We start from the raw sequence: 19,373 nt of genomic DNA, 5'->3' as shown, positions 1-19,373 counted from the left end.
AACTTCGATGCAAATTGAATACAAATTAGCCACACCCTGATCTTTTCGGTAAAAATCCGCTCATCAAAACCTAGACAAGGCCGCTGGGAAGGCAGCAATATGGCGGCAATATGGCCGCGGAGACGGCTGATGGGCAAAACAATGCAGGCTACCTGGGCGTCACAGTTTCGGCGCTTTGGTCTTTTGACGAGCGGTATATAAAAATGAGTACGGTTGGATACATCGTCCGCGACATGGCGGGCACCAAGCAGCATGGTACATCTGCTGACACCCCCCAGGCGACAATTGCGACAGCAACCGCGAAAGACATTTCGCTGAACCTCGGACCCTCCGATGTCGAAAGCTACGCGCGGCGCGGCCAGGACCTGCATATTACGCTGATCGACGGTCAGGTGGTGGTGCTGGATGATTTTTTCAACACCGATGCGACAGGTGGCAAGAACCTGTTCCTCAGCGAGGAAGGCAACTTCATCGAAGTGGTTCTGGAGGACCGCACCGATGGCATGCTCTATGCCAGCTACGAACCTCTCGACATGAGCGGCAAGTGGAGCGCCTACGATGACATGGTGTTCCTTGACGTGGACCGCATCGAACCGGTTGTCGCTCCCCTTGTGGCCCCGCTGATCGGCGGCCTCGGCACCGCAGGCGCCGCAGCTGGCGTCGTTGGCGCGGCGGCCATTGTTGGCGCAGGCGGCGGTGGTGGTGGCGGAGGCGGCGGGGCCGTCACGCCAACCGTCGACAATCCCGATGCGACCTATCCGGTTGCAGGCTCGACCACCGAAGATGTGATCGTCAGCGGCACCGGCGCCCCCGGCTCCACCGTGGAAGTCACGCTCGGCACAATTACCGAAACCGTCACGGTCAAGGATGATGGCACCTGGGTTGCCAACTTCCCGGTGACCAACCTGCCGCCGGATGGCTCCTACGAGACCACAGTCTATGTAAAAGATCCGGCCGGGACCGAATTCAATCTGGATGGTCCCTCGGTCATCATCGACACCACCCCGCCGCCAATCGACGTCAACACTGTCGAAGGCGACGATCACATCAACTATATCGAAGTGGCCGACGGTGTTGTGATCAACGGCACCGGCGAAGCAGGGGCCAGCGTCAGTGTTGTGTTCCAGGGTGTGACCCGCACAACCACCGTGGCCGATGATGGAACATGGTCGGTGAACTACAGCGTGAACGAAGTGGCGACGGGCATCTACAGCTCCACCATCGAAGTCACCAGCGCAGATTCCTTTGGCAACACAAGCACCACGACTCACACGGTCGACGTCGACACCGAAACCCGGGTCACGATCAACACCCAAGTGGGCACTGATCACATGATCAGCGGCGCGGAACAGGCAGCGGGCATTACCCTCACCGGTACAGCCGAGGCGGGGTCGAGTGTTGTGGTGACCTTCCAGGGGGTCAGCCGTACCGTAACCGCAGATGCGCAGGGTAACTGGTCGGCCAGCTATCTCAGCTCTGAAATCGCAACCGGCACCTATGACGCAAGCGTCTCTGCCGTGGCAACAGACACCAGCGGCAATACCAGCTCCACCTCCACCAAGATCCCGGTCGATACTGAAACCATGGCGTCGCTCGACGCGGTTCAGGCCGGCGACAATGTGATTTCCGCGCCGGAAGTCGCCAGCGGCGTAACCCTGACCGGCAAGGCCGAGCCAGGCGCCAGTGTCGCGGTGACGCTCGAGGGAACGACACGCACGGTCACTGCGGATGCGCAGGGCAACTGGAGCGCCGATTTCACCAGCAGCGAGATCCCGACCGGTGAATATGACGCCAATGTTTCGGTGACAGCAACTGATGCACTGGGCAACACTGCCTCCACCACCGGCACCGTCCGTGTGGATACCGAAACCGATATCACCCTCAGCAATCCGCTGGCGGGCGACAATATGATCAATGCGGCAGAGGCCAACAACGGTCTGGACCTGACCGGCACCGCCGAAGCGGGCGCCAGCGTTGTGGTCCAGCTGGGGACAGCTACCCGCACTGTGACAGCCAACGCCCAGGGGCAATGGACGGCCAGCTTCGCCGGGTCGGATATCGCCGATGGCACCTATGACACAACGGTGACCGCAACAGCGACCGATGCCTACGGCAATACCGCCTCGACCAGCAGCCAGATCCGTGTGGATACCACCACCAGCGTTGGGCTTGATAGCGGGCAGGCCGGTGGCGACGATGTGCTGAACGGTGCCGAAGCCGCAGGTGGTCTGACCCTGACCGGCAGCGCCGAGCCTGGCGCCTCTGTCGCGGTGACCTTCCAGGGCATCACCCGGACCGTCACCGCCGACGCACAGGGCCGCTGGAGCGCGCCCTACGCAACCAACGAAATCACCCCCGGCGAGTATGACGCCCCGATCAGCGTCACCGCGACCGATGCGGCCGGCAATAGCGAGAGCACCTCCGGCACCTTGCGTGTCGATACCTCGACCGCTGTCAGCATTGATGCCAACCAGGCAGGCGGCGACAATATCGTCAACGCAGCAGAGGCGCAGGCCGGTGTCACGCTCACAGGCAACGCCGAGCCCGGCTCCGTGGTTTCGGTGACCGTTGCAGGCGTGACCCGCAGCGCAACCGTGGCTTCAAATGGCAACTGGAGTGCGCTGTTCGAGCCCGGCGCGCTGGCTGCTGGCGAATACAATACCTCGGTCACAGTGTCGGCAACGGACGCGGCGGGTAACACCGCTTCGGCCTCCTCTGCCCTGCGGGTAGACACCGTTGCGGGCACTGTGACGCTATCTCCCGACCCGATCGAGATCGACGATGTGATCAACGCTGTCGAACGCGCCGACGGTGTCGAAATCAGCGGCACCGCGACGCCGGGCCTGACCGTGACGGTAGGCCTTGGCACCGCAAGCCGTCAGGTCGTCGCCGATGCAAACGGCGACTGGGCGACCACCTTCCCGGCGGCCCAGATCCCGACCGGCACCCGCAACCTGCCGATCACCGCCTCCATCATCGATGACGCGGGCAATACTGCGAGCGTTTCCGATAGCGTTGCGCTCGATACGCTGGTGACGCCGTTGACGGTGCAACCGAACCAGACCTCGGACGACATCGTGAACAAGGCAGAGCAGCAGGCGGGTGTCACCTTCAGCGGAACTGTCGAAGCAGGATCGACGGTGGTGATCAACGTTGAAGGCAAAGAGCAGACTGCCACGGTCGACGCCCTCGGCAACTGGACGGCGACGCTCGACGACGCAACATTGCCGGACGGTGACCGCACCCTGACAGCCTCCATTACCGCGACCGACGCTGCCGGTAACGAACGCAGCATCACCGAGCAGTTCGACATCGACACATTGGTTGATCCGGCGTCCATCTACGCGCTGAAAATCACTGGCCAGGGCATTCTTGAGCTGGAAACCAAGGACGCGACCGACAATTACGCTGTCAATACGCTGAACCCGGCAGGCACTGTTGGCTCTCCCGCGGCGACCAAGACGGTCGACCCGCAGGATGGCACCGAGTTTGCCTTCGGCACGCCGATCCCGGATGGCACACATCTGGTCCTGTCGCGCAGCGATGATGTTGGCAATACCTCCAGCACCTTGGTGATCTTTGATGACAACGCAACCAACAGCGGCACCATCAATCACGCCGGGCTGGGCCAGTTCAACATCGACCATCTGGACCTGCAATTTGCCAACGATGTGCACCTCACACTCAATGAAGCTGACATCAAGGCACTGTCGAACAATTCCGACACCCTGACGATCCACGGCAGCGACAATGACAACGACCAGATCACCCTCACCGGCGGCAACGCCGCGAGCGCGGGCACCCGTGTGGTCGATGGTGAACTCTACAATGTCTACACCATTGGCAACGATGGCACGACGCTGATCGTCGATCAGGACGTTCAGGTGGTCTTCTGATCCACAGCGATCACCCGGGGGCCGTTTGGCGCAAACCAACGGCCCCCGGCAAAACTACCCGGCAACAAGGGTAAGGGCACAGGCGATGCGAGGGGGCAGAATGCAATTGGGACGACCCATTGGCGCGGTGGCACTGTTGTGCTGCCTGTCGGCCTGCATGCAGTCCCTGCCCTTTGCCAAAACCGGCGAGGGCGCCGAAACCGATGTCAATCGGCGCGCCAGCAGCTTTGCCCAGCCGGATGCCAAAAACCCCTCGGTGGTGATCTCAACCCTGATGCAGCGTCAGTCCCTGCTTGAAGACGGCAGTGTCTATGACGTTGTTGCGCAATCCGCGATTTCCGCCTCTGCCCGCGCTGCCGAGGCCGAGCTGACCAGCGCCAAACTGCGTGCGGAGGCCAAATCCAAGAACTGGCTGCCGACGCTTGGCCCCTCTGTCAGCCTCACCGATCTCGGGGATCTGGTGGCGGGTATCCTGATTGAACAGGTGTTGTTCGACAATGGACGCCGCAAGGCCGAACGCGCCTTTGCCGCCGCCGATGTCGAAGTCGCAGCGGTCAACCTCTCGATTGACATGAACAGCCGTGTAGAGACGGCCTTGGGCCTCTATGTCGCGGGCCTGCGCGGTGCTGAGAAAGCCGCGATCGGCACCCGCGCCCTGTCGCGGATGTATGAATTTGAACGTATCGTGAAGGGGCGCGTTGATGGCGGCGTGTCGGACCGGTCCGACCTCAACGTAGTGCAGAGCAAGATCAACGGCATCCGCTCAGCCGTGGCCACGGCCAAGGACGCCACCGCCACCTCAACAGCCGAACTTAGGGCGATGACCGGTCAGAGCTTTGACGGGACGCCAAGCCACCTGCAACTGGCGACCCCGCCGGAGGCCGGTGCCTATCTCACCGTTCTCAAAGCCGAAGCCGAGGCCACCCGCAGTGTCGAACAGGCCAAGATGGAGCGCGCAGGGCTGCTGCCGCAGGTCTCAGCCGCGGGCAATGTCACCAGCGATGGTTCGGGCGCCGGACTGACCCTTGATCTGGCGCAGCCCTTTGGCCTTGGCACGCCTGCGGCGCTGAAAGCGATCGAAGCCTCCAAGGAAATTGCCAAACGGCAGGTATCCGAGGCCGAGGAAGATGCACGCCGCGATTTCAGTCGCCAGATGCAACGCCTCGCCTCTTATCGTAGGCAAGAGGCCGAAGCGGCATCCCTGGCGCAGACCAGCCGCGAGACTTATCGCCTGTTTCAGGCACAGTTTAAGGCCGGGCAACGCTCGGTCATGGATGTGGTATCCATCTACGAAGAGGTGGTACGCCGCGAACACGCCCATATCGACGCAAAATACGAAGTCGTTCTGATCCAGCTGGCGCTGGCAAGCGATATGGGACTATTGGCCGATGGGGACCGGATTTGAGCAATTCCAACCGCCCGACAGATGACACCGTGCTGCGGACCGTCCCCCCTGCCCCGCGCGACACCGGGACGGCAGGACGTGCCAGTGGTGGCAAACCGGTGCTGCGCGCCATTGATACCCAGTCGACGCCACATCTGGCGCCGGCCGCGGCCGCCCCTGCGCCGGCCCCCGGTCCCGCGACCCCACCGATGCCCGATGTCGATCTGACCGGCCTGCTGGAGGATGGCAACGTGGGCGAGGTCAGCGCGCTGATCGAGGACGCAACAGCGCGTATTCAGCATCGCGCCGCGCTCATCGCGACCTTTGCAGCCCTTAAAGGCACGAATGTCGCACTCAGCGACCTTGCCGAACATATGTGGCGCAATGATCCGGGCGATGTCTCCGTCGACTCGCTTGCCCGTGCGCTTCAGACCACGGGGATGCAGGCGCAGATCAATCATCAGGTGCCGCTCATCCCCGAAAGCTGGCCCGCGCTGGCCATGATGAACAATGGTCAATGCGTTCTGGTCCTGTCGCAAAGCCGGGATATGCTGAGCGTCTATGACACCACTTGCACAGATAATCGCGCGGATGTGCCGGTGGCCGAGTTCGGCCCCTATTTCACCGGCACAACGCTGGGCGCACGCAATTCCCTGAAACAGATCGCCGCCCGCCATACACCGCAGCTGGAAAGTGATCACTGGTTCTGGGGTGAGTTCCCCAAATACCGCCGTCAGGTCGGCGAGATCATGCTCGGCTCGCTGGTTGCCAATATTCTGGCCGTCTCAGTCGCGCTGTTCTCGCTGCAGGTCTATGACCGCGTGGTTCCTCACCAGTCCCATGCGACGCTCTGGGTGCTGGCAATCGGCGCCTTCCTTGCGATCATGCTGGAAGCACTGCTGAAGCTGGCCCGTGCCCGGCTGACAGATGCCGCCGGACGCCAGATCGAGCTGTCGGTGCAGAACAACCTGATGCGGCGGTTAATCGGGATGCGCTCTGACAAGAAACCACTGCCCCCGTCAGGTCTGTTTGCCGCGATGCGCGATTTCGGATCGGTGCGCGAGTTCTTTACCTCCACCACGATTTCAACACTGGCCGACATTCCGTTCATCGCCGTGTTCCTGCTGCTGGTGGCATCGATTGCGGGCCCGATCGTCTGGATTATCATTGCAGGTGGCATCCTGATGCTGCTGCCCGCCTATTTCATGCAGAAGCGCATGATCGCGCTGACACGTCAGACACAGGGCGCAAATGCCAAAGCCGGACGCCTGCTGCATGAGGTCGTGAACGAGCTGGACACGCTGAAGAGCCAGCGCGGCGAAGACCGGGTTCTGCGGCTCTGGGATGAGCTGAACACGCTCTCCACTCATGCCGCGACCGAGCAGCGCCGCCTTGCCAGCGCGCTTACCCATTGGTCGCAGGGGGTCCAGCAGGCCACCTATATCGGCTCTGTCGTGGTGGGCACTCTGATGGTTTTCGCCGGTGAGTTCACCGTCGGTACCATCATCGCAACCGGTATTCTGACCAGCCGCACGCTGGCACCTCTGACCCAGTTTGCCGCCACGCTGGCCCGCTGGAGCAACGTCAAAGGTGCGCTGGAAGGACTGGACGCCATCGCCAACTCCGCTCAGGAAAAAGAAGACGAACGCTCTTATCTGCGCCGCGACAGCCTGCAAGGCCGGTTCGAACTGCGCGAAGTGATGTTTCGCTATGACGAAGACGGCGCCCCGACGCTGGACGTGCCGGGCGTTGCCGTTACCCCCGGCCAGCGGGTTGCGGTTCTTGGCGTCAACGGCTCCGGGAAATCGACGCTGTTGAAACTGATGTCGGGACTTTATGCGCCGGACCGTGGACGGGTGATGATTGACGGCACCGACATGACCCAGATCGACCCGCGCGACCTGCGCCGCCATATCGGCTATCTCAGCCAGGATGTGCGGCTGTTTGCCGGGACGCTGCGCGAGAACCTGAACCTCAACCAGCTGGAACGCGACGACGACCGGCTGATGACGGCGCTGGATTTTGCAGGCCTCGGCGCCCATGTGCGCAATCACCACAAGGGCCTCGATCTGGAAATCTTCGACGGTGGCGGCGGGCTGTCCATCGGGCAGCGCCAGTCGATCGGCTGGGCGCGCCTGTGGTTGCAGAACCCGTCAATTGTGCTTCTGGATGAACCCACTGCCGCACTGGACCAAACGCTGGAACGCACATTGGTCAGCCGTCTGGAAACCTGGCTGGAGGGTCGCACGACAGTGATTGCGACACATCGGATGCCGATCCTGTCGCTGACCAACCGGACGCTGATCCTGCAATCCGGGCGCATGGTGGTCGACGGACCGCGTGATCAGGTTCTGGCACATCTTGCCGCAGGTGAGGGCAAATGACCTCGACCGGCTACGATCTTCGCGAAACCTCGCGCGGGGCGAGCCGCATCATCTATCTGGCGGCGGGCGCTCTGGTGGTGTTTCTGATCTGGGCCAGCTTTGCTTGGGTCGACGAAATCGTTCGTGCCGACGGCGAGGTTGTGTCCTCCTCGCGCTCTCAGATCGTGCAGAACCTTGAAGGCGGCATTCTTGCCGAACTCCATGTGCATCAGGGCGACACGGTGAAGGCCGGGCAGATCCTCGCCCGTCTGCAGGACACCAAGTTCCGCGCCGCCGCTGATGATCTGCAGGACCGGATCGACGCGTTGGAAATCAAACAATACAGGCTTGAGGCCGAACTGGAGGGTGCGTTTGATTTCAATGTTCCCGACGATCTGGCCGAACGCTCCCCAGGCATCTACACCTCGGAGCGTGCGCTGCTGAATGCCCGGCAGACCGATTTCACCAGTCGCCGCGCCAGCGCCCGCGAGATCCTCGACCAGCTGAAGGACGAACTGGCCAATATGCAGCGTCTCTACAAGAAAGAGATCGTGGCGTTGATTGAGGTCAACCGCGCGCAAAAGGCCGTGAGCGACGCCCAGGCCAAATACAATGAAATTGGCACCCAGTCAGAGCTGGAGCTGGCGGAGGATTACTCCAAAACCCTTCGCGAGCTGACCTCATACCGGCAGGAGCTGCGGCTGGCGCAGGATCAGCTTGACCGAACCGTGATCACCTCGCCCATGGCCGGGATCGTCAACAGCCTTGCGGTCACCACCATCGGCGGCGTGATCCGCCCCGGTGAGGAAATCGTCGAGATCATCCCGCTCGGCGAGGAAATGTTTGTAGAGGCACGGGTGAAGCCCGAAAACATCGCCAGCGTCCAACCCGGCCAGGATGCCACTATCAAGCTTTCAGCTTATGATTACACCATCTACGGATCGCTGCGCGGCAAGGTGGATTTTGTCTCGCCCGATACCTTCGAAGACGAGCGCAATCCCCGTGCAGAGCCGTACTACCGGGTGACGGTCAAGGTTGATCGTTCCGAATTTACCGAACGCCAGCAGGCCATCGAGATCCGCCCCGGGATGCGCGCCACCGCTGAATTGCAGACCGGCAGCAAAACGATCCTGAACTACATGCTGAAACCGCTGTATAAATCCCGCGAGGCCCTGCGCGAACCCTAAGGCAACACATCCAGAAACCCCGCGATCCAATTGGATGCAGGGGGGCTGTCTAAGAGGTTGATCGCTTGGAGAAAACCGGTGTGCATCCGCGGCCGTCAGCTGGTTTCCTCGGATCGGTGCTGCCTAAAGATCCTTCGCAAGATGGATGAACGGGGTCTGCTCGACCGGTCTGAATGCCGGTTTGTCCCCGTATCGTACCATCAGCTGGCGGACCGCATCATCGCCAGAACGGTCTGATCAAACGAAGTTCCGATTGAGACCCGACGATTGCCCATCGCCGCTTTGGCCGAGATAACCGAGACCAGTCGCGGCATCCGGCCCGGAACGACGTCAAAGACAGGCGCGCCTGACGCACCGAATTCAACCCGGCACGTCATCACCACGACCTGCGCCTGTCGCGCCAGAACGTGGCAGTTCTGTTCCAGATTTGGACGGTTCTGCTGCGCCATCGAATAAGACAGCACTTCAACCGACGCCCCGCGCGCCGGACGATTGGCCAGTTCAAAGGGCTGGATCATGTTGCGGCTGATTGGCCGATCCAGACGCAGGATCGCAATATCGCTGCCCAATTGTGAATCGCCGAGTGGCTGATACTCGTAGCTCGGGTGGACAACCGCCTTGGTGACAGACCGCGCCGCCTTGGCATGTCGCCCGTTCAGCCCCGCTTCGAACCGGATGCTGGTCGGATCAACCTGGCGGCCGGTGTCGGGGTTGTAGACGCAATGCGCCGCCGTCACGACCAGATCGGGTGCCACCAAGGCCCCGGTACACATATTCCGTCCTGAAATGTTCAGCCGACCCACGGCTTCCCATCCAATAACGGAGGTGATGCTCGACTGCGGTTCTTCCGCAGCAGAGCTATCAGGCATGCCAAACAGGAGGCATGCCGCAAAAGCAGCAAAAATGCGTTTCATCGCCCACTCCAAATTCCCACGCTCACACCTTGGTTCAAGCGTGCGGCTGGAATGAGACGCAAAACTGCCCGACATGGCCGAAACCATGCGCAAAATAAGTCTCTCTACACAAATCAGGACCCCCCCCAGGGTTTTGATGCCCCATCATCGCAAAAAAACCGCAGAGCGCACACAATTTCTCGGGTGTTTTATTAACTTTTTAGCAAACCTTTGTGATCGCTTAATAAATTCTCACGGTGGCAAATCAGGCTGCAGCCGGTCGCTGGCAGCTGACGATGGCATTACGGCCACCGTGCGGCAGGGTTGCCACATTGCCGCAGGCGCCGCGCGGCGGGTCGGTCGACAGAGCACAGGAAGAGCCGTTTTAACTTTCAAATAACCAAAACTCCGCCTTAACCTTCCCTTAGGACTTATCTGCAATATCTTAACGCGCGGTGGTGTGATGCTGCCAATTCGACCTATCTGGAGCGGCGCAGCCCCCTGATCGGCTCAAGAAGAATCGCATAGAGCCGGGGAATCAGGGCCCACATAGCAGCGCCAATGGCCAGGCAGATCAGCAGCACAGCCGCCGCACGAAACATCTCCAGAAACCCCAGGGTCGCAATGCCGGGTATGCTGACGGCAGGCGACAGGATCTGTCCCAGAAACACCGATGCCATCAACGCGCCCGCCACAACGCCGCGCCGCGAGGCGGGTGACAGCGCCAAGGCCAGCGCAACGAAATTCGGCATCACCGTGGCCAATCCGGAACCGATGGCGACCATCGCCAGGCTTTGCCACAGGGTGCCGCCCCCCGTCAGCATTAGAAACCCGCTGCTCATCAAGGCATATCCCAATGCGTAGGCGCCCGCCGCACCGAGCCAGCGATTGATGCGCAGGTAAAGAAAACCTGTCATCCCGCCAGATAGTGTCAGCACCCCCAACAGAAGCCCAGTTTTTGCGGAATGATCGCCAGCCTGCGTCGCCAGAAAAAATGGCAGCTGTGTCGGCATCATGAAGAAAACCAGACTGGTTATCATCTGCAACGATGCCAAGCCGACAAGCAGCACAGGCCAAGCCGAACGGGCTGCGCCCTCGGTTGATCCGGTTGCGGTTTCGCTCCGCTGGGCCGGATCCGGCTCTGCCAGGTAACGCCAGACCAGCGGCAAAAGAAGGATCGCAACCGCGTAAATCGCAAAGGGAAGCCGGGCTGAGATCACCGCCAGCGCCCCAGCTGAGGTGATGAAGATCAGCCCCCCGAAGTTGCGTGCCGATGTCTGCAAACCCATCATAGAACGCCGCGCGTCGCCGGTGAAATAATCGCCGATCAGCGCTGTCTGGGCAGTCATGATCATCGCCACCGCCACGCCCAAGAGCAACCTGCTGATCATGATCGCCGGCAGGTTCGGCAGCACCGCCCCTGCGGCGCCGCTGACGGCAAACAACGCAATACCCAGCAACAGCATCCAGCGCCGCCCGTACCTATCCGCCATCCACCCGGCGAGCGGCGCGCAGATCAGAACCGACAGCGACGGTGCAGAGACCAGGAATCGCGTCAGCAAAGCCGCATTCGGCGTATCGGCGAACTCGGCCTCAAGCCCGGGAAGGGCCGGGCTGATGGTGGCGTTCGCCATAATGGTCAGGGTTGCGGCGAATAGCAGGGCCAGCGCGCGCGGATCCTTCCAGACGGCATCAGAAATCGGGGCTGCCGGTACAGACATGCCAGTCTCCTCTTGTGGGTGTGAGCATTCTGGCGCAGCCTGCAACCTCAAGTCGACTTTAGGTCAAGAGGAAAGAGCGATGCGCCTGTACGACATCGGAGAAGTAGCCGCCCGATGTGGCGTCACCCCCGCCACATTGCGGTATTACGAAGAGCTCGGCCTGATCACCTCGCTCGCGCGCAAGGGATTGCGGCGACAATTCGGGCCTGAGACCTTGTTGCAGCTATCGGTCATCGCGCTTGGCAAGGCAGCCGATTTCTCGCTGGCGGAAATTTCGGGGATGTTTGGCTCGGATGGGCGGCCGGACCTGCCACGCGATGAGCTGCACCAAAGGGCGGACAAGCTGGATCAACAGATCCGCAACCTGTCGACGCTTCGTGACGCGATCCGCCATGTGGCCAACTGCCCTGCGCCATCGCATATGGAGTGCCCAACCTTTCAACGGCTCCTGAAGGTCGCGCGACGGACCCGCGGCTGAAACCGGGCCACCTCCTCCTTCAGCGCCGCTTTCTGGCGGCAATTGTATGTGATCGTAGACTTCTGCGCCCGTTGCCACATATCGCAGAGGATATCGGAACAGCGCGAGGCGGAGACTGAAATGGGTTTTGCAAATTTGACGTATAAGCTGACGGCCGGGTCTGAGGCTTCCGATCCCAAAGCCGCCCGCCGGGTTGCGACCCATGTCACCGCCCTCACTGCGACGAAGCTGGCCGACGGTTTGATTGATCCCAAACTGGTGCTGGCCTGGCTGATGAACGCAATCGGTGCGCCGGGCTATCTGATTGGGGTGCTGGTCCCGGTGCGGGAATCAGGATCGCTCCTGCCGCAGCTGGTCCTTGCCCAGCGGATCGAACAAAGCCGATATCGCAAATACTATTGGGCTGCCGGATCGGCGCTTCAAGGTCTCGCTGCGCTTGGCATTGCCGCCGCTGCCATGCTGCTACCAGGTGTCATGGCAGGCTGGGTCATTCTGGGCTGCCTTGCCATGCTGGCCCTGGCGCGGTCGGCGTGTAGCGCCAGCTACAAGGACATCCTCGCCCGAACCGTGGACAAGGGCAAACGGGGGTCCGTCTCGGGAACGGCGGGAACCGTCGCCGCCAGCGGTGTGTTTCTGTTTGCGATTTTGCTCAGCACCGGGCTATTGCCCCGCAGCCCGATGGCCATCTCGCTGGTTGTTGCCGTATCAGGCCTGCTTTGGCTCGGTGCCGCTGCCGTCTTTGCACGATTGAACGAGCCAGAAGCCGAGCCTCAGTCTGAAGAAGGCTTCAGCCCGCAGGAGCTGTTGCTGCCGTTGCGGCAGGACAGCGAGTTGCGGCGTTACATCGGCACCCGGGCGCTGCTGATCTCAACCGCCTTGGCGCCGCCGTTTCTGGTGATGCTTGGTGGACGCGACGCCGAAAGCGGCTTTGGCAATCTCGGGCTGCTGGTGCTGGCCTCCTCCATTGCTGCGATTGTCTCCTCCTACATCTGGGGCAAGCTATCGGACCGATCAAGCCGCCAAACCCTGATGGTGTCGGGTGCGCTGAGCGCTGTGACGCTGGCGGCGGCGGCGGCGTTCGGCTGGGGTGAGGGCGTTGTTGCCAGTGCCTTGGTGGCCTGCTTCGTCTTTGTCGCCCAGATCGCCTATCAAGGCGCGCGCGCCGGTCGAAAAACACATCTGACCGATATGGATACGGATGGTCACACATCGGTCTATACCGCACTTTCCAACACGATGATTGGCGTGCTGTTGCTGCTGGGTGGGGGCTTTGGGCTGCTGGCCGATGCTGTTGGCGCAGCACCGGTTCTGGCGCTCCTCGCCCTGCTTAGCGGGCTGGGCGCGGCACTTGGCTCACGGTTGAGCGAAGTGCAGGAGGATGCCGAAGGCTAACACCCCAACTGGCCCCCGTCATCTCCCTGTCGCCTCTCCCGATCCCATCGCTCCGTTAGGCGGCGTGGGGAGCTGGCACGTGATCCGCTGTCAGCTTGTCTTCACGCGGCGCGTCACCCGGTACAGAATGGCCGGTTTTCACCACCGCGCGGCGCTCGGCATCAAGCCCGGCCCCGAACAGGATCACAAAAGCAGACAACCACATCCAGGTCAGCAGAACGATCACCCCCGAGAGGGCACCAAAGGTTTCGTTGTAGCTGCCGAAAGCTTGCACATAGAGGCTGAACCCGATGCTGCCGACGACCCAAAGCGTACAACTCAGTATCGCGCCGGGCGTGAACAGCTGCCAGCCATCCCCGGACCGGTCCGGTCCAAATCGATAGAGCGCCGAAATTCCAGCGATACCGACTGCGAACATCAGGGGCCAGCGCAGGAGTTGGGTCACCATCGACAACAACGCTGACTCGCCCAGGAGCGCAGCCGCGGCGGGTATCGCCGCAACGACCAGCAGCAGGACACACCCGCCAATAATGGCCGTGAAAGTAATGCCGACAGTCATCGCCTTCAGAACGATGAAACTGCGCCCTTCCCGGGTGCTAAAAATTACGTTCAGCCCCTGGATCATACTGTCGGTGCCACGCGATGCGGACCAAAGCGCCAGAGCAGCGGAGACTGCGGCGGCCCAGCCCAGCGACTCTGGGCGCGCGCCCGCTACCTGCACCAATTGCTGATTGACCAGATCCGCAGCCGACGGTGGCAACAGCCCGGTCAGCCAAGCAGCCTGTGCAGTGATCAGGGTTGGATCCGCAATCAGACCAAACAGAGCAACCGCTGCCGTAATACCTGGAAAAACCGACAGGAGGCCGTAAAAGGCGACTCCGGCGGCGAGCAGCCCGCCGTTGGCCTGTCCCATCCGGCCCCAGGCCCGCCAGAGCAGTTTCACAAACGACGCCAGTTGCGCAATCGATCCATCCTGTGTCTGCCCGCTCCGGTCCCGTCCGGGGTCACTCGGTGGACCGCTGCGGTCGAGGTTGGGGGCTGTTTTCGACTGGTCGGTGGTGGTGGTCGTCCCCGACTTGGAGGTTGAGCTGTGATCTGACTGTTTTGGCATGAGGCTGTCTCCCGCGTTGCCAACTCAACGCAGCAAGATGGCGTTTTGTTTCTTGGAACTTAGCCTTTGCCCGCGAGTTGAGGTTTTGACGCAATCCAATTGGAGACAACCATGAGCCACTTCACCCATCACCCGGCTGCTTCCCACGATCTGGTGGTCATAGGAGGCGGTTCCGGCGGGCTGGCGGCCGCCAAGGCGGCAGCGCGGCTGGGGGCCTCGGTCGTGATGATCGAACAGGCTGAGCTGGGCGGAACCTGCGTCAACCGCGGCTGCACCCCGAAGAAGCTGATGTGGAAAGCCGCGGCCCATCGCCAGAGCCACCGTGATATGGCCAAGGTTGGCCTGACGGCCCTGCCGGACTTTGATTTCGCCGCGCTGCGCCGTCGCTCCGATGCCAAGATTGACCACCTCAACCACCACTTCGAGGATCAATTGCAACAGGCCGGTGTGCGCCTGCTGCGCGCCACTGCCGAGATTGGCGAAGCGGGCCAGATTCACGCCGGTGGTGAGGTTTTCCAGCCCGGAAAACTGTTGCTTGCGACCGGGGCGCGCCCGCGCGCGTTGGATATTCCGGGCGGTGATCTGGCCGCCACAAGTGATGATGTCTTTGGGTGGAGTGATTTACCGGGGCGGCTGCTGATTATCGGCGGCGGCTATATCGGATGTGAGTTCGCCAGTATCTTCGCGGCTTTTGGCAGCGAGGTGCAGCTGATGACCGATGGCGACAGACTGCTTGATCAATTTCACGCACCGGCGATCGCCTGCGTGCAGGCCGGTCTTCAGAAACAGGGCGTCACCATCGGCTTTGGCCGCAAGCCGAAGCAGATCGACTTCAACGGGACAATGTTCAAAGTCAGCTTCGACGATGGCAGCATCCAATATGCGGATCAGGTGATAGCCGCCATTGGGAGAGTACCAAACACCGACACCCTTGGGCCAGGGGTGCAGGGCATCGTCCATGCGAAATCCGGCGCGCTGGCCATTGATGAGCATTTCCAAACATCCATTCCCGGCATCTACGCGGTCGGCGACGCTGCCGACCGTCTGCCGCTTACCCCTGTGGCAACGCGAGACGGCGCTTGTTTTGCGACCCAACACTTTGGCGACGGCGCCGCACAGATAGATCTCAATCTGGTGCCGCAGTCGGCCTATACCATCCCGCCGGTCGCGCAGGTCGGCCGGATGGATCAGACAAACACCGGCGGTGAACAGGTGTCTGGCCTGTCCAGCGATGTGCTGGACGACGGCACGGCTGCCAACTCGTTCTTTGACAGATCGTTCAACGGCCCCCTGCTGAGCGGCGTGGCGCTGGTCGATCACGCAGCACCGGAGCTGATCGCCCCCTTCGCCGCGTTGATCGCAAGCGGAGCCACCGCAGACGATCTTGACGCAGTCGTCGGCATTCACCCCAGTTTTGCAGAAGAGACGGTCGGCCCGTAAGATACCGCAGACAAAAAAGACGCGATCCACTCTGGGTCGCGTCTTTTTTCTGCTCTTATCGGAGGCGTCGTCCGGTCAGTCGCACAGCGTCCGATCAATGAGCGAAAGCCCCAGCAAGAACATTGAAATCAGGAATACCACGTTGGCAGCAAATGCCGCCCCTGCCGCGACACCACCAAATGCCAGTACTGCCGAAGCAGCTGCAATCAGAGAAAAAACCAGTGGCCAATTCATCATCGATCATCCTCGTCTCTATCCGTTATGGTTCTGCAAACACAACGTTTTTGACAGGAAAAGGTTCCGAGACTTGGCCGGTCCTACGCCTGACTGGCGCGGACCGGGTCTGAAACAGACGCCTATTTCTCGTCAATCTCAGGCTTGATCTGCGCGTAGGTCAACACGGTGAAAACCGCTGTCCCGCCGATGATATTGCCCACCAAGACCGGCAGGAAAAAACCAAAGACAGCCTGCCCCAGAGGCAGCATGCCCTGCACCATCAGAAACGCCATCTCAACCGAACCCGCGACGATATGGGTGAAGTCCCCGGCGGCAATCAGCCAGGTGAAGATGACGATCAGGGGGATTTCGCTATTCTGCGCAGAGGGCAGCATCCAGACAATTGCGGCAATCAGGATCCCCGACGGGATACCGCTGATCATGCCGATAAACGGTGGCATTCCGGTGGCGTGTTCGCTGATTTCCACCATGGAGGCGCGCAGGGCCGGGTCCAGCACCGGGGTCAGGGCAAAGAACGACGCAATCAGGAAGGCCCCGACAACATTCGCAGCCAGCACCACCGACCAAAGCCGCGCGGTGCGCAGCAGGCTGGCCTTGTCCCCGCGCAACATGACCGGCACCACGGTGGTAATGGTGTTTTCGGTGAACAGCTGCATTCGGCCAAGGATGACCATCAGAAAGCCTAGTGAATATCCAAGGTTCTCAACAAGCGGGGACCAGCTGGCATCTGGCAGATGGGTCTTGAAAACGGCCTTGCCCAACACCGAGAAGCTGATCAATAGCCCGGCAGCGATGCCAGACCACCACAGCGCCCGCACGGGTCGCTCCAATTCTTCCTCACCGTTGCGACGAATGGTTTCAAAGATCAGCCTTGGAGACAGGCCTGTTGCCTCTTCGACGGCCTCATTCTCGGACTCTTCCTGGATGAGGTCTTCGCCGGACGTCTTGGCCTCGATCATCTGCAACTCCTGTTTTCCGTATCCAGTTCAACGCCCAAGCGTCCCAGTCGGTTCCGCCGCGCGGAACCTTTTTCACGCCGGAGCGTTAGCCCAAGAGACCTGTAACGGGATACGTCGATGACTGCCGAGATCAGCGCCACACTGATGGACCAATTGACGGGGTGGCTGGAAGGCGCCATCGATGCGCTACCGCGTCTGGCCGTTGCCATCATCGTTCTGGTGCTGACAGCTGCGCTGGTCTGGACTGCAAAAACGATCATCCGGCGGCTCAGCAGCCGGCTGAAACTGCGACGCAATCTCTGCGATGTGTTACAGCTCCTTGCCAGCGTCCTTCTGTGGCTTATCGGCAGCCTGATCGCAGTCACCGTCGTTTTCCCCACGATCACGCCGGGCAAGGCGCTGACCACCCTTGGCCTTGGGTCAGTGGCGATTGGCTTTGCCTTCAAGGATACCTTTGAAAACTTCCTGGCTGGTATTCTGCTCCTCCTGCGAGAACCCTTTCAAATCGGCGACTTCATCGAATGCGAGGGTGCCGAGGGCCAGATCGAGGCGATCACCGTGCGCGACACCCGGATCCGTCAGACAGACGGCCAACTGGTTGTCGTCCCCAACGCGCAGCTGTTCCACAACGCCGTCACAGTGCGCACCAACCGCGAGCTGCGGCGCGCCACGCTGATCTGCGGCGTCGCCTATGGCGAAGACGTCGATGCCGCTCGTGATGTCATCTCAAAAGCGGTCAGAGGCGTCGATATGGTGCGCAACGACGTGCGCGACATTCAGGTCTTTGCCAAGAGCTTTGGCGCGTCCTCCATCGACTTCGAAATCACCTGGTGGACCGGGTCCGAACCGGTGGATATCCGCGCCAGCCGGGATCAGGTTGTCGGTGCAGTGAAATCCGCCCTGGACGATGCGGGTATCGAGATTCCCTTCCCCTACCGAACCCTGACGGTCAACGCGCCGATCCCGGTCGATATTGCCGCGGCGCAGAAACCCAGTGCGTGACCCACCCCCCTGTGGCCGAGCGCTGGATCACTGTTTGCGATCATCAAACGCTCCTAGCCACGAGGCCGCAATTCACTCTACCATCGCGCTGGGATGATGGCGATTTAACTCAATCTTTGATTGTGTTTCATGCTATTCAAACCTCCCTGAAACGGAGGAGTACCTGCTATGAATCTCGGTTTACTGGAAGAGAACGCTACCGCATCAGCGACGCAGAAGCTGACCTATGCTCTCAAATGCGCGGCCTATGACGACGCCTATCTTCGCATGGATGGCAGCGGTGTCGACGCGCCCGCCCCTGAAGGCGCCGGAACGGTCAACGCGCAAATCGGCGCAAGTTCATGGGAGCAGTTTATTCTGACACCGCAGGACGACGGTACAGTCGGCCTGCTCTCAGCGGCATGGAACAATTGCTACGTGCGCATCGGCACCCCATCGCCGGGAGAGATCAAACCGATCAACTGCCAGTTCGGTTGCGGCGGGCTCGAGCGCTGGATACTGCGTGTCGTCGGCGCCAATTATTTCGCCTTCGAATGCTCGACATTTGCTGGCTATTATCTGTCGCTCAACACGGAGGGCGCAACGACGTTCGGCAGCAACGGCGTCGGCGTCGCCCAGGGCATCCAGGTGCTGAACGACAATGCCACATTCGAGCTTGTGTCAAACGCTGGCTGACGCTGTATCCCGGCCACCTCCCCGTCGTGGTGGGGTGGCCGATAACTTGTTTCTATTGCCAGAGCATCTGTCGACGATCACATCTTCGGCCGGGTCTCCCAGCCTCTTGAACGCGCGCCACCATATCCTCAGCCCTCGGTGCTGACCGGCAGGTCCATGCCGTGTTCTTTCAGCAGGGCGTGGCGGCGGGCGGTTTTGAGGTCTTCGCGCACCATTTCGGCGCACATCTCCTCGGTGGTGATCTCCGGCTCCCAGCCCAGTTTCTGCTTTGCCTTACCCGGATCGCCCAGCAGCGTCTCCACCTCGGCGGGGCGGAAATAGCGCGGATCGATGCGCAGCACCACATCGCCCACCTTCAGCGCCGGGGCCATATCGCCCTCAATCGCGGTCACGGTGGCAATTTCCGCTTCGCCTTCGCCCGAAAACGCCAGCGTCAGCCCCAGCTCCTGCGCCGACCAGGTGATGAACTGGCGCACCGAATATTGCTTGCCGGTGGCGATGACGAAATCCTCGGGCGCCTCCTGCTGCAGCATCATCCACTGCATCCGCACGTAATCCCTGGCATGGCCCCAGTCGCGCAAACTGTCGATATTGCCCATATAGAGGCACTCCTCGAGGCCTTGCGCGATATTGGC

The 19,373-nt window shown here is 61.2% G+C and carries 15 protein-coding genes; 9 read left to right on the top strand and 6 right to left on the bottom strand.

Going from position 1 to position 19,373, the window contains the following annotated elements; translation table 11 throughout:
- Positions 1-203: 203 nt before the first annotated feature.
- From VWZ85_RS18660 to VWZ85_RS18645, 4 genes are all read left to right on the top strand, one after another.
- Positions 204-3,896 (top strand): Ig-like domain-containing protein, encoded by a 3,693-nt coding sequence (locus VWZ85_RS18660; RefSeq protein ID WP_416587414.1) that lies wholly within the window; start codon positions 204-206, stop codon positions 3,894-3,896.
- A 100-nt stretch (positions 3,897-3,996) separates the two neighbouring features.
- A complete protein-coding gene (locus tag VWZ85_RS18655) occupies positions 3,997-5,301 on the top strand; it encodes a TolC family protein (RefSeq protein WP_416537131.1) in 1,305 nt (434 codons plus the stop codon).
- Complete coding sequence (locus VWZ85_RS18650) at positions 5,298-7,664, top strand: ATP-binding cassette domain-containing protein (protein ID WP_416537130.1); 2,367 nt, start codon at positions 5,298-5,300, stop codon at positions 7,662-7,664. Before VWZ85_RS18655 ends, VWZ85_RS18650 begins: the two co-directional genes overlap by 4 nt.
- Positions 7,661-8,830 carry an HlyD family type I secretion periplasmic adaptor subunit gene (locus VWZ85_RS18645; RefSeq protein ID WP_340544139.1) on the top strand — a complete coding sequence of 390 codons (1,170 nt, stop codon included), beginning with the start codon at positions 7,661-7,663 and terminating at the stop codon, positions 8,828-8,830. Before VWZ85_RS18650 ends, VWZ85_RS18645 begins: the two co-directional genes overlap by 4 nt.
- A 200-nt stretch (positions 8,831-9,030) precedes the next feature.
- Here the strand turns inward: VWZ85_RS18645 and VWZ85_RS18640 are convergent, their stop codons facing one another.
- Together VWZ85_RS18640 and VWZ85_RS18635 are read right to left on the bottom strand one after the other, a co-directional pair.
- On the bottom strand, positions 9,031-9,744 hold the full coding sequence (locus VWZ85_RS18640; protein WP_416587411.1) for a trypsin-like serine peptidase: 714 nt from the start codon (positions 9,742-9,744) through the stop codon (positions 9,031-9,033).
- Between the two features lie 458 nt (positions 9,745-10,202).
- Complete coding sequence (locus tag VWZ85_RS18635; protein ID WP_416587409.1) at positions 10,203-11,444, bottom strand: MFS transporter; 1,242 nt, start codon at positions 11,442-11,444, stop codon at positions 10,203-10,205.
- Between the two features lie 79 nt (positions 11,445-11,523).
- Between VWZ85_RS18635 and VWZ85_RS18630 the strand changes: the two genes are divergently transcribed.
- Together VWZ85_RS18630 and VWZ85_RS18625 are read left to right on the top strand one after the other, a co-directional pair.
- Entirely contained in the window at positions 11,524-11,922 is a 399-nt protein-coding gene (locus tag VWZ85_RS18630) for a helix-turn-helix domain-containing protein (protein WP_416537127.1), read from the top strand.
- A 120-nt stretch (positions 11,923-12,042) separates the two neighbouring features.
- Positions 12,043-13,314, top strand: coding sequence for an MFS transporter (locus tag VWZ85_RS18625; RefSeq protein WP_416595517.1), 1,272 nt, complete (start codon positions 12,043-12,045; stop codon positions 13,312-13,314).
- A 55-nt stretch (positions 13,315-13,369) separates the two neighbouring features.
- Here VWZ85_RS18625 and VWZ85_RS18620 read toward each other — a convergent pair whose 3' ends face one another.
- Positions 13,370-14,425 carry a YihY/virulence factor BrkB family protein gene (locus tag VWZ85_RS18620; protein WP_416587406.1) on the bottom strand — a complete coding sequence of 352 codons (1,056 nt, stop codon included), beginning with the start codon at positions 14,423-14,425 and terminating at the stop codon, positions 13,370-13,372.
- A gap of 111 nt (positions 14,426-14,536) precedes the next feature.
- On the opposite strand from VWZ85_RS18620, the gene VWZ85_RS18615 reads away from it, so the two are divergent.
- On the top strand, positions 14,537-15,865 hold the full coding sequence (locus tag VWZ85_RS18615; protein WP_340544131.1) for an NAD(P)/FAD-dependent oxidoreductase: 1,329 nt from the start codon (positions 14,537-14,539) through the stop codon (positions 15,863-15,865).
- A gap of 75 nt (positions 15,866-15,940) precedes the next feature.
- On the opposite strand, the gene VWZ85_RS18610 is transcribed toward VWZ85_RS18615, so the two are convergent.
- Positions 15,941-16,102, bottom strand: coding sequence for a DUF1328 domain-containing protein (locus VWZ85_RS18610; RefSeq protein WP_340544129.1), 162 nt, complete (start codon positions 16,100-16,102; stop codon positions 15,941-15,943).
- 119 nt (positions 16,103-16,221) lie between these two features.
- Positions 16,222-17,061 carry a formate/nitrite transporter family protein gene (locus tag VWZ85_RS18605; RefSeq protein WP_416554120.1) on the bottom strand — a complete coding sequence of 280 codons (840 nt, stop codon included), beginning with the start codon at positions 17,059-17,061 and terminating at the stop codon, positions 16,222-16,224.
- A 117-nt stretch (positions 17,062-17,178) separates the two neighbouring features.
- Between VWZ85_RS18605 and VWZ85_RS18600 the strand changes: the two genes are divergently transcribed.
- A complete protein-coding gene (locus VWZ85_RS18600; protein ID WP_416554118.1) occupies positions 17,179-18,063 on the top strand; it encodes a mechanosensitive ion channel family protein in 885 nt (294 codons plus the stop codon).
- Between the two features lie 168 nt (positions 18,064-18,231).
- Positions 18,232-18,738: a fascin domain-containing protein gene (locus tag VWZ85_RS18595; protein ID WP_416537121.1), complete on the top strand. Its 507-nt coding sequence runs from the start codon at positions 18,232-18,234 to the stop codon at positions 18,736-18,738.
- A 128-nt stretch (positions 18,739-18,866) separates the two neighbouring features.
- On the opposite strand, the gene VWZ85_RS18590 is transcribed toward VWZ85_RS18595, so the two are convergent.
- Positions 18,867-19,373: GDP-mannose 4,6-dehydratase (locus VWZ85_RS18590; RefSeq protein WP_416595515.1), on the bottom strand; the 507-nt coding region annotated here is incomplete at its 5' end.

The organism is Phaeobacter sp. JH20_29 (assembly GCF_048056175.1).
In the GTDB taxonomy this organism is placed as follows: domain Bacteria; phylum Pseudomonadota; class Alphaproteobacteria; order Rhodobacterales; family Rhodobacteraceae; genus Phaeobacter; species Phaeobacter bryozoorum.
This window is presented reverse-complemented; position numbering and strand designations above follow the sequence as displayed.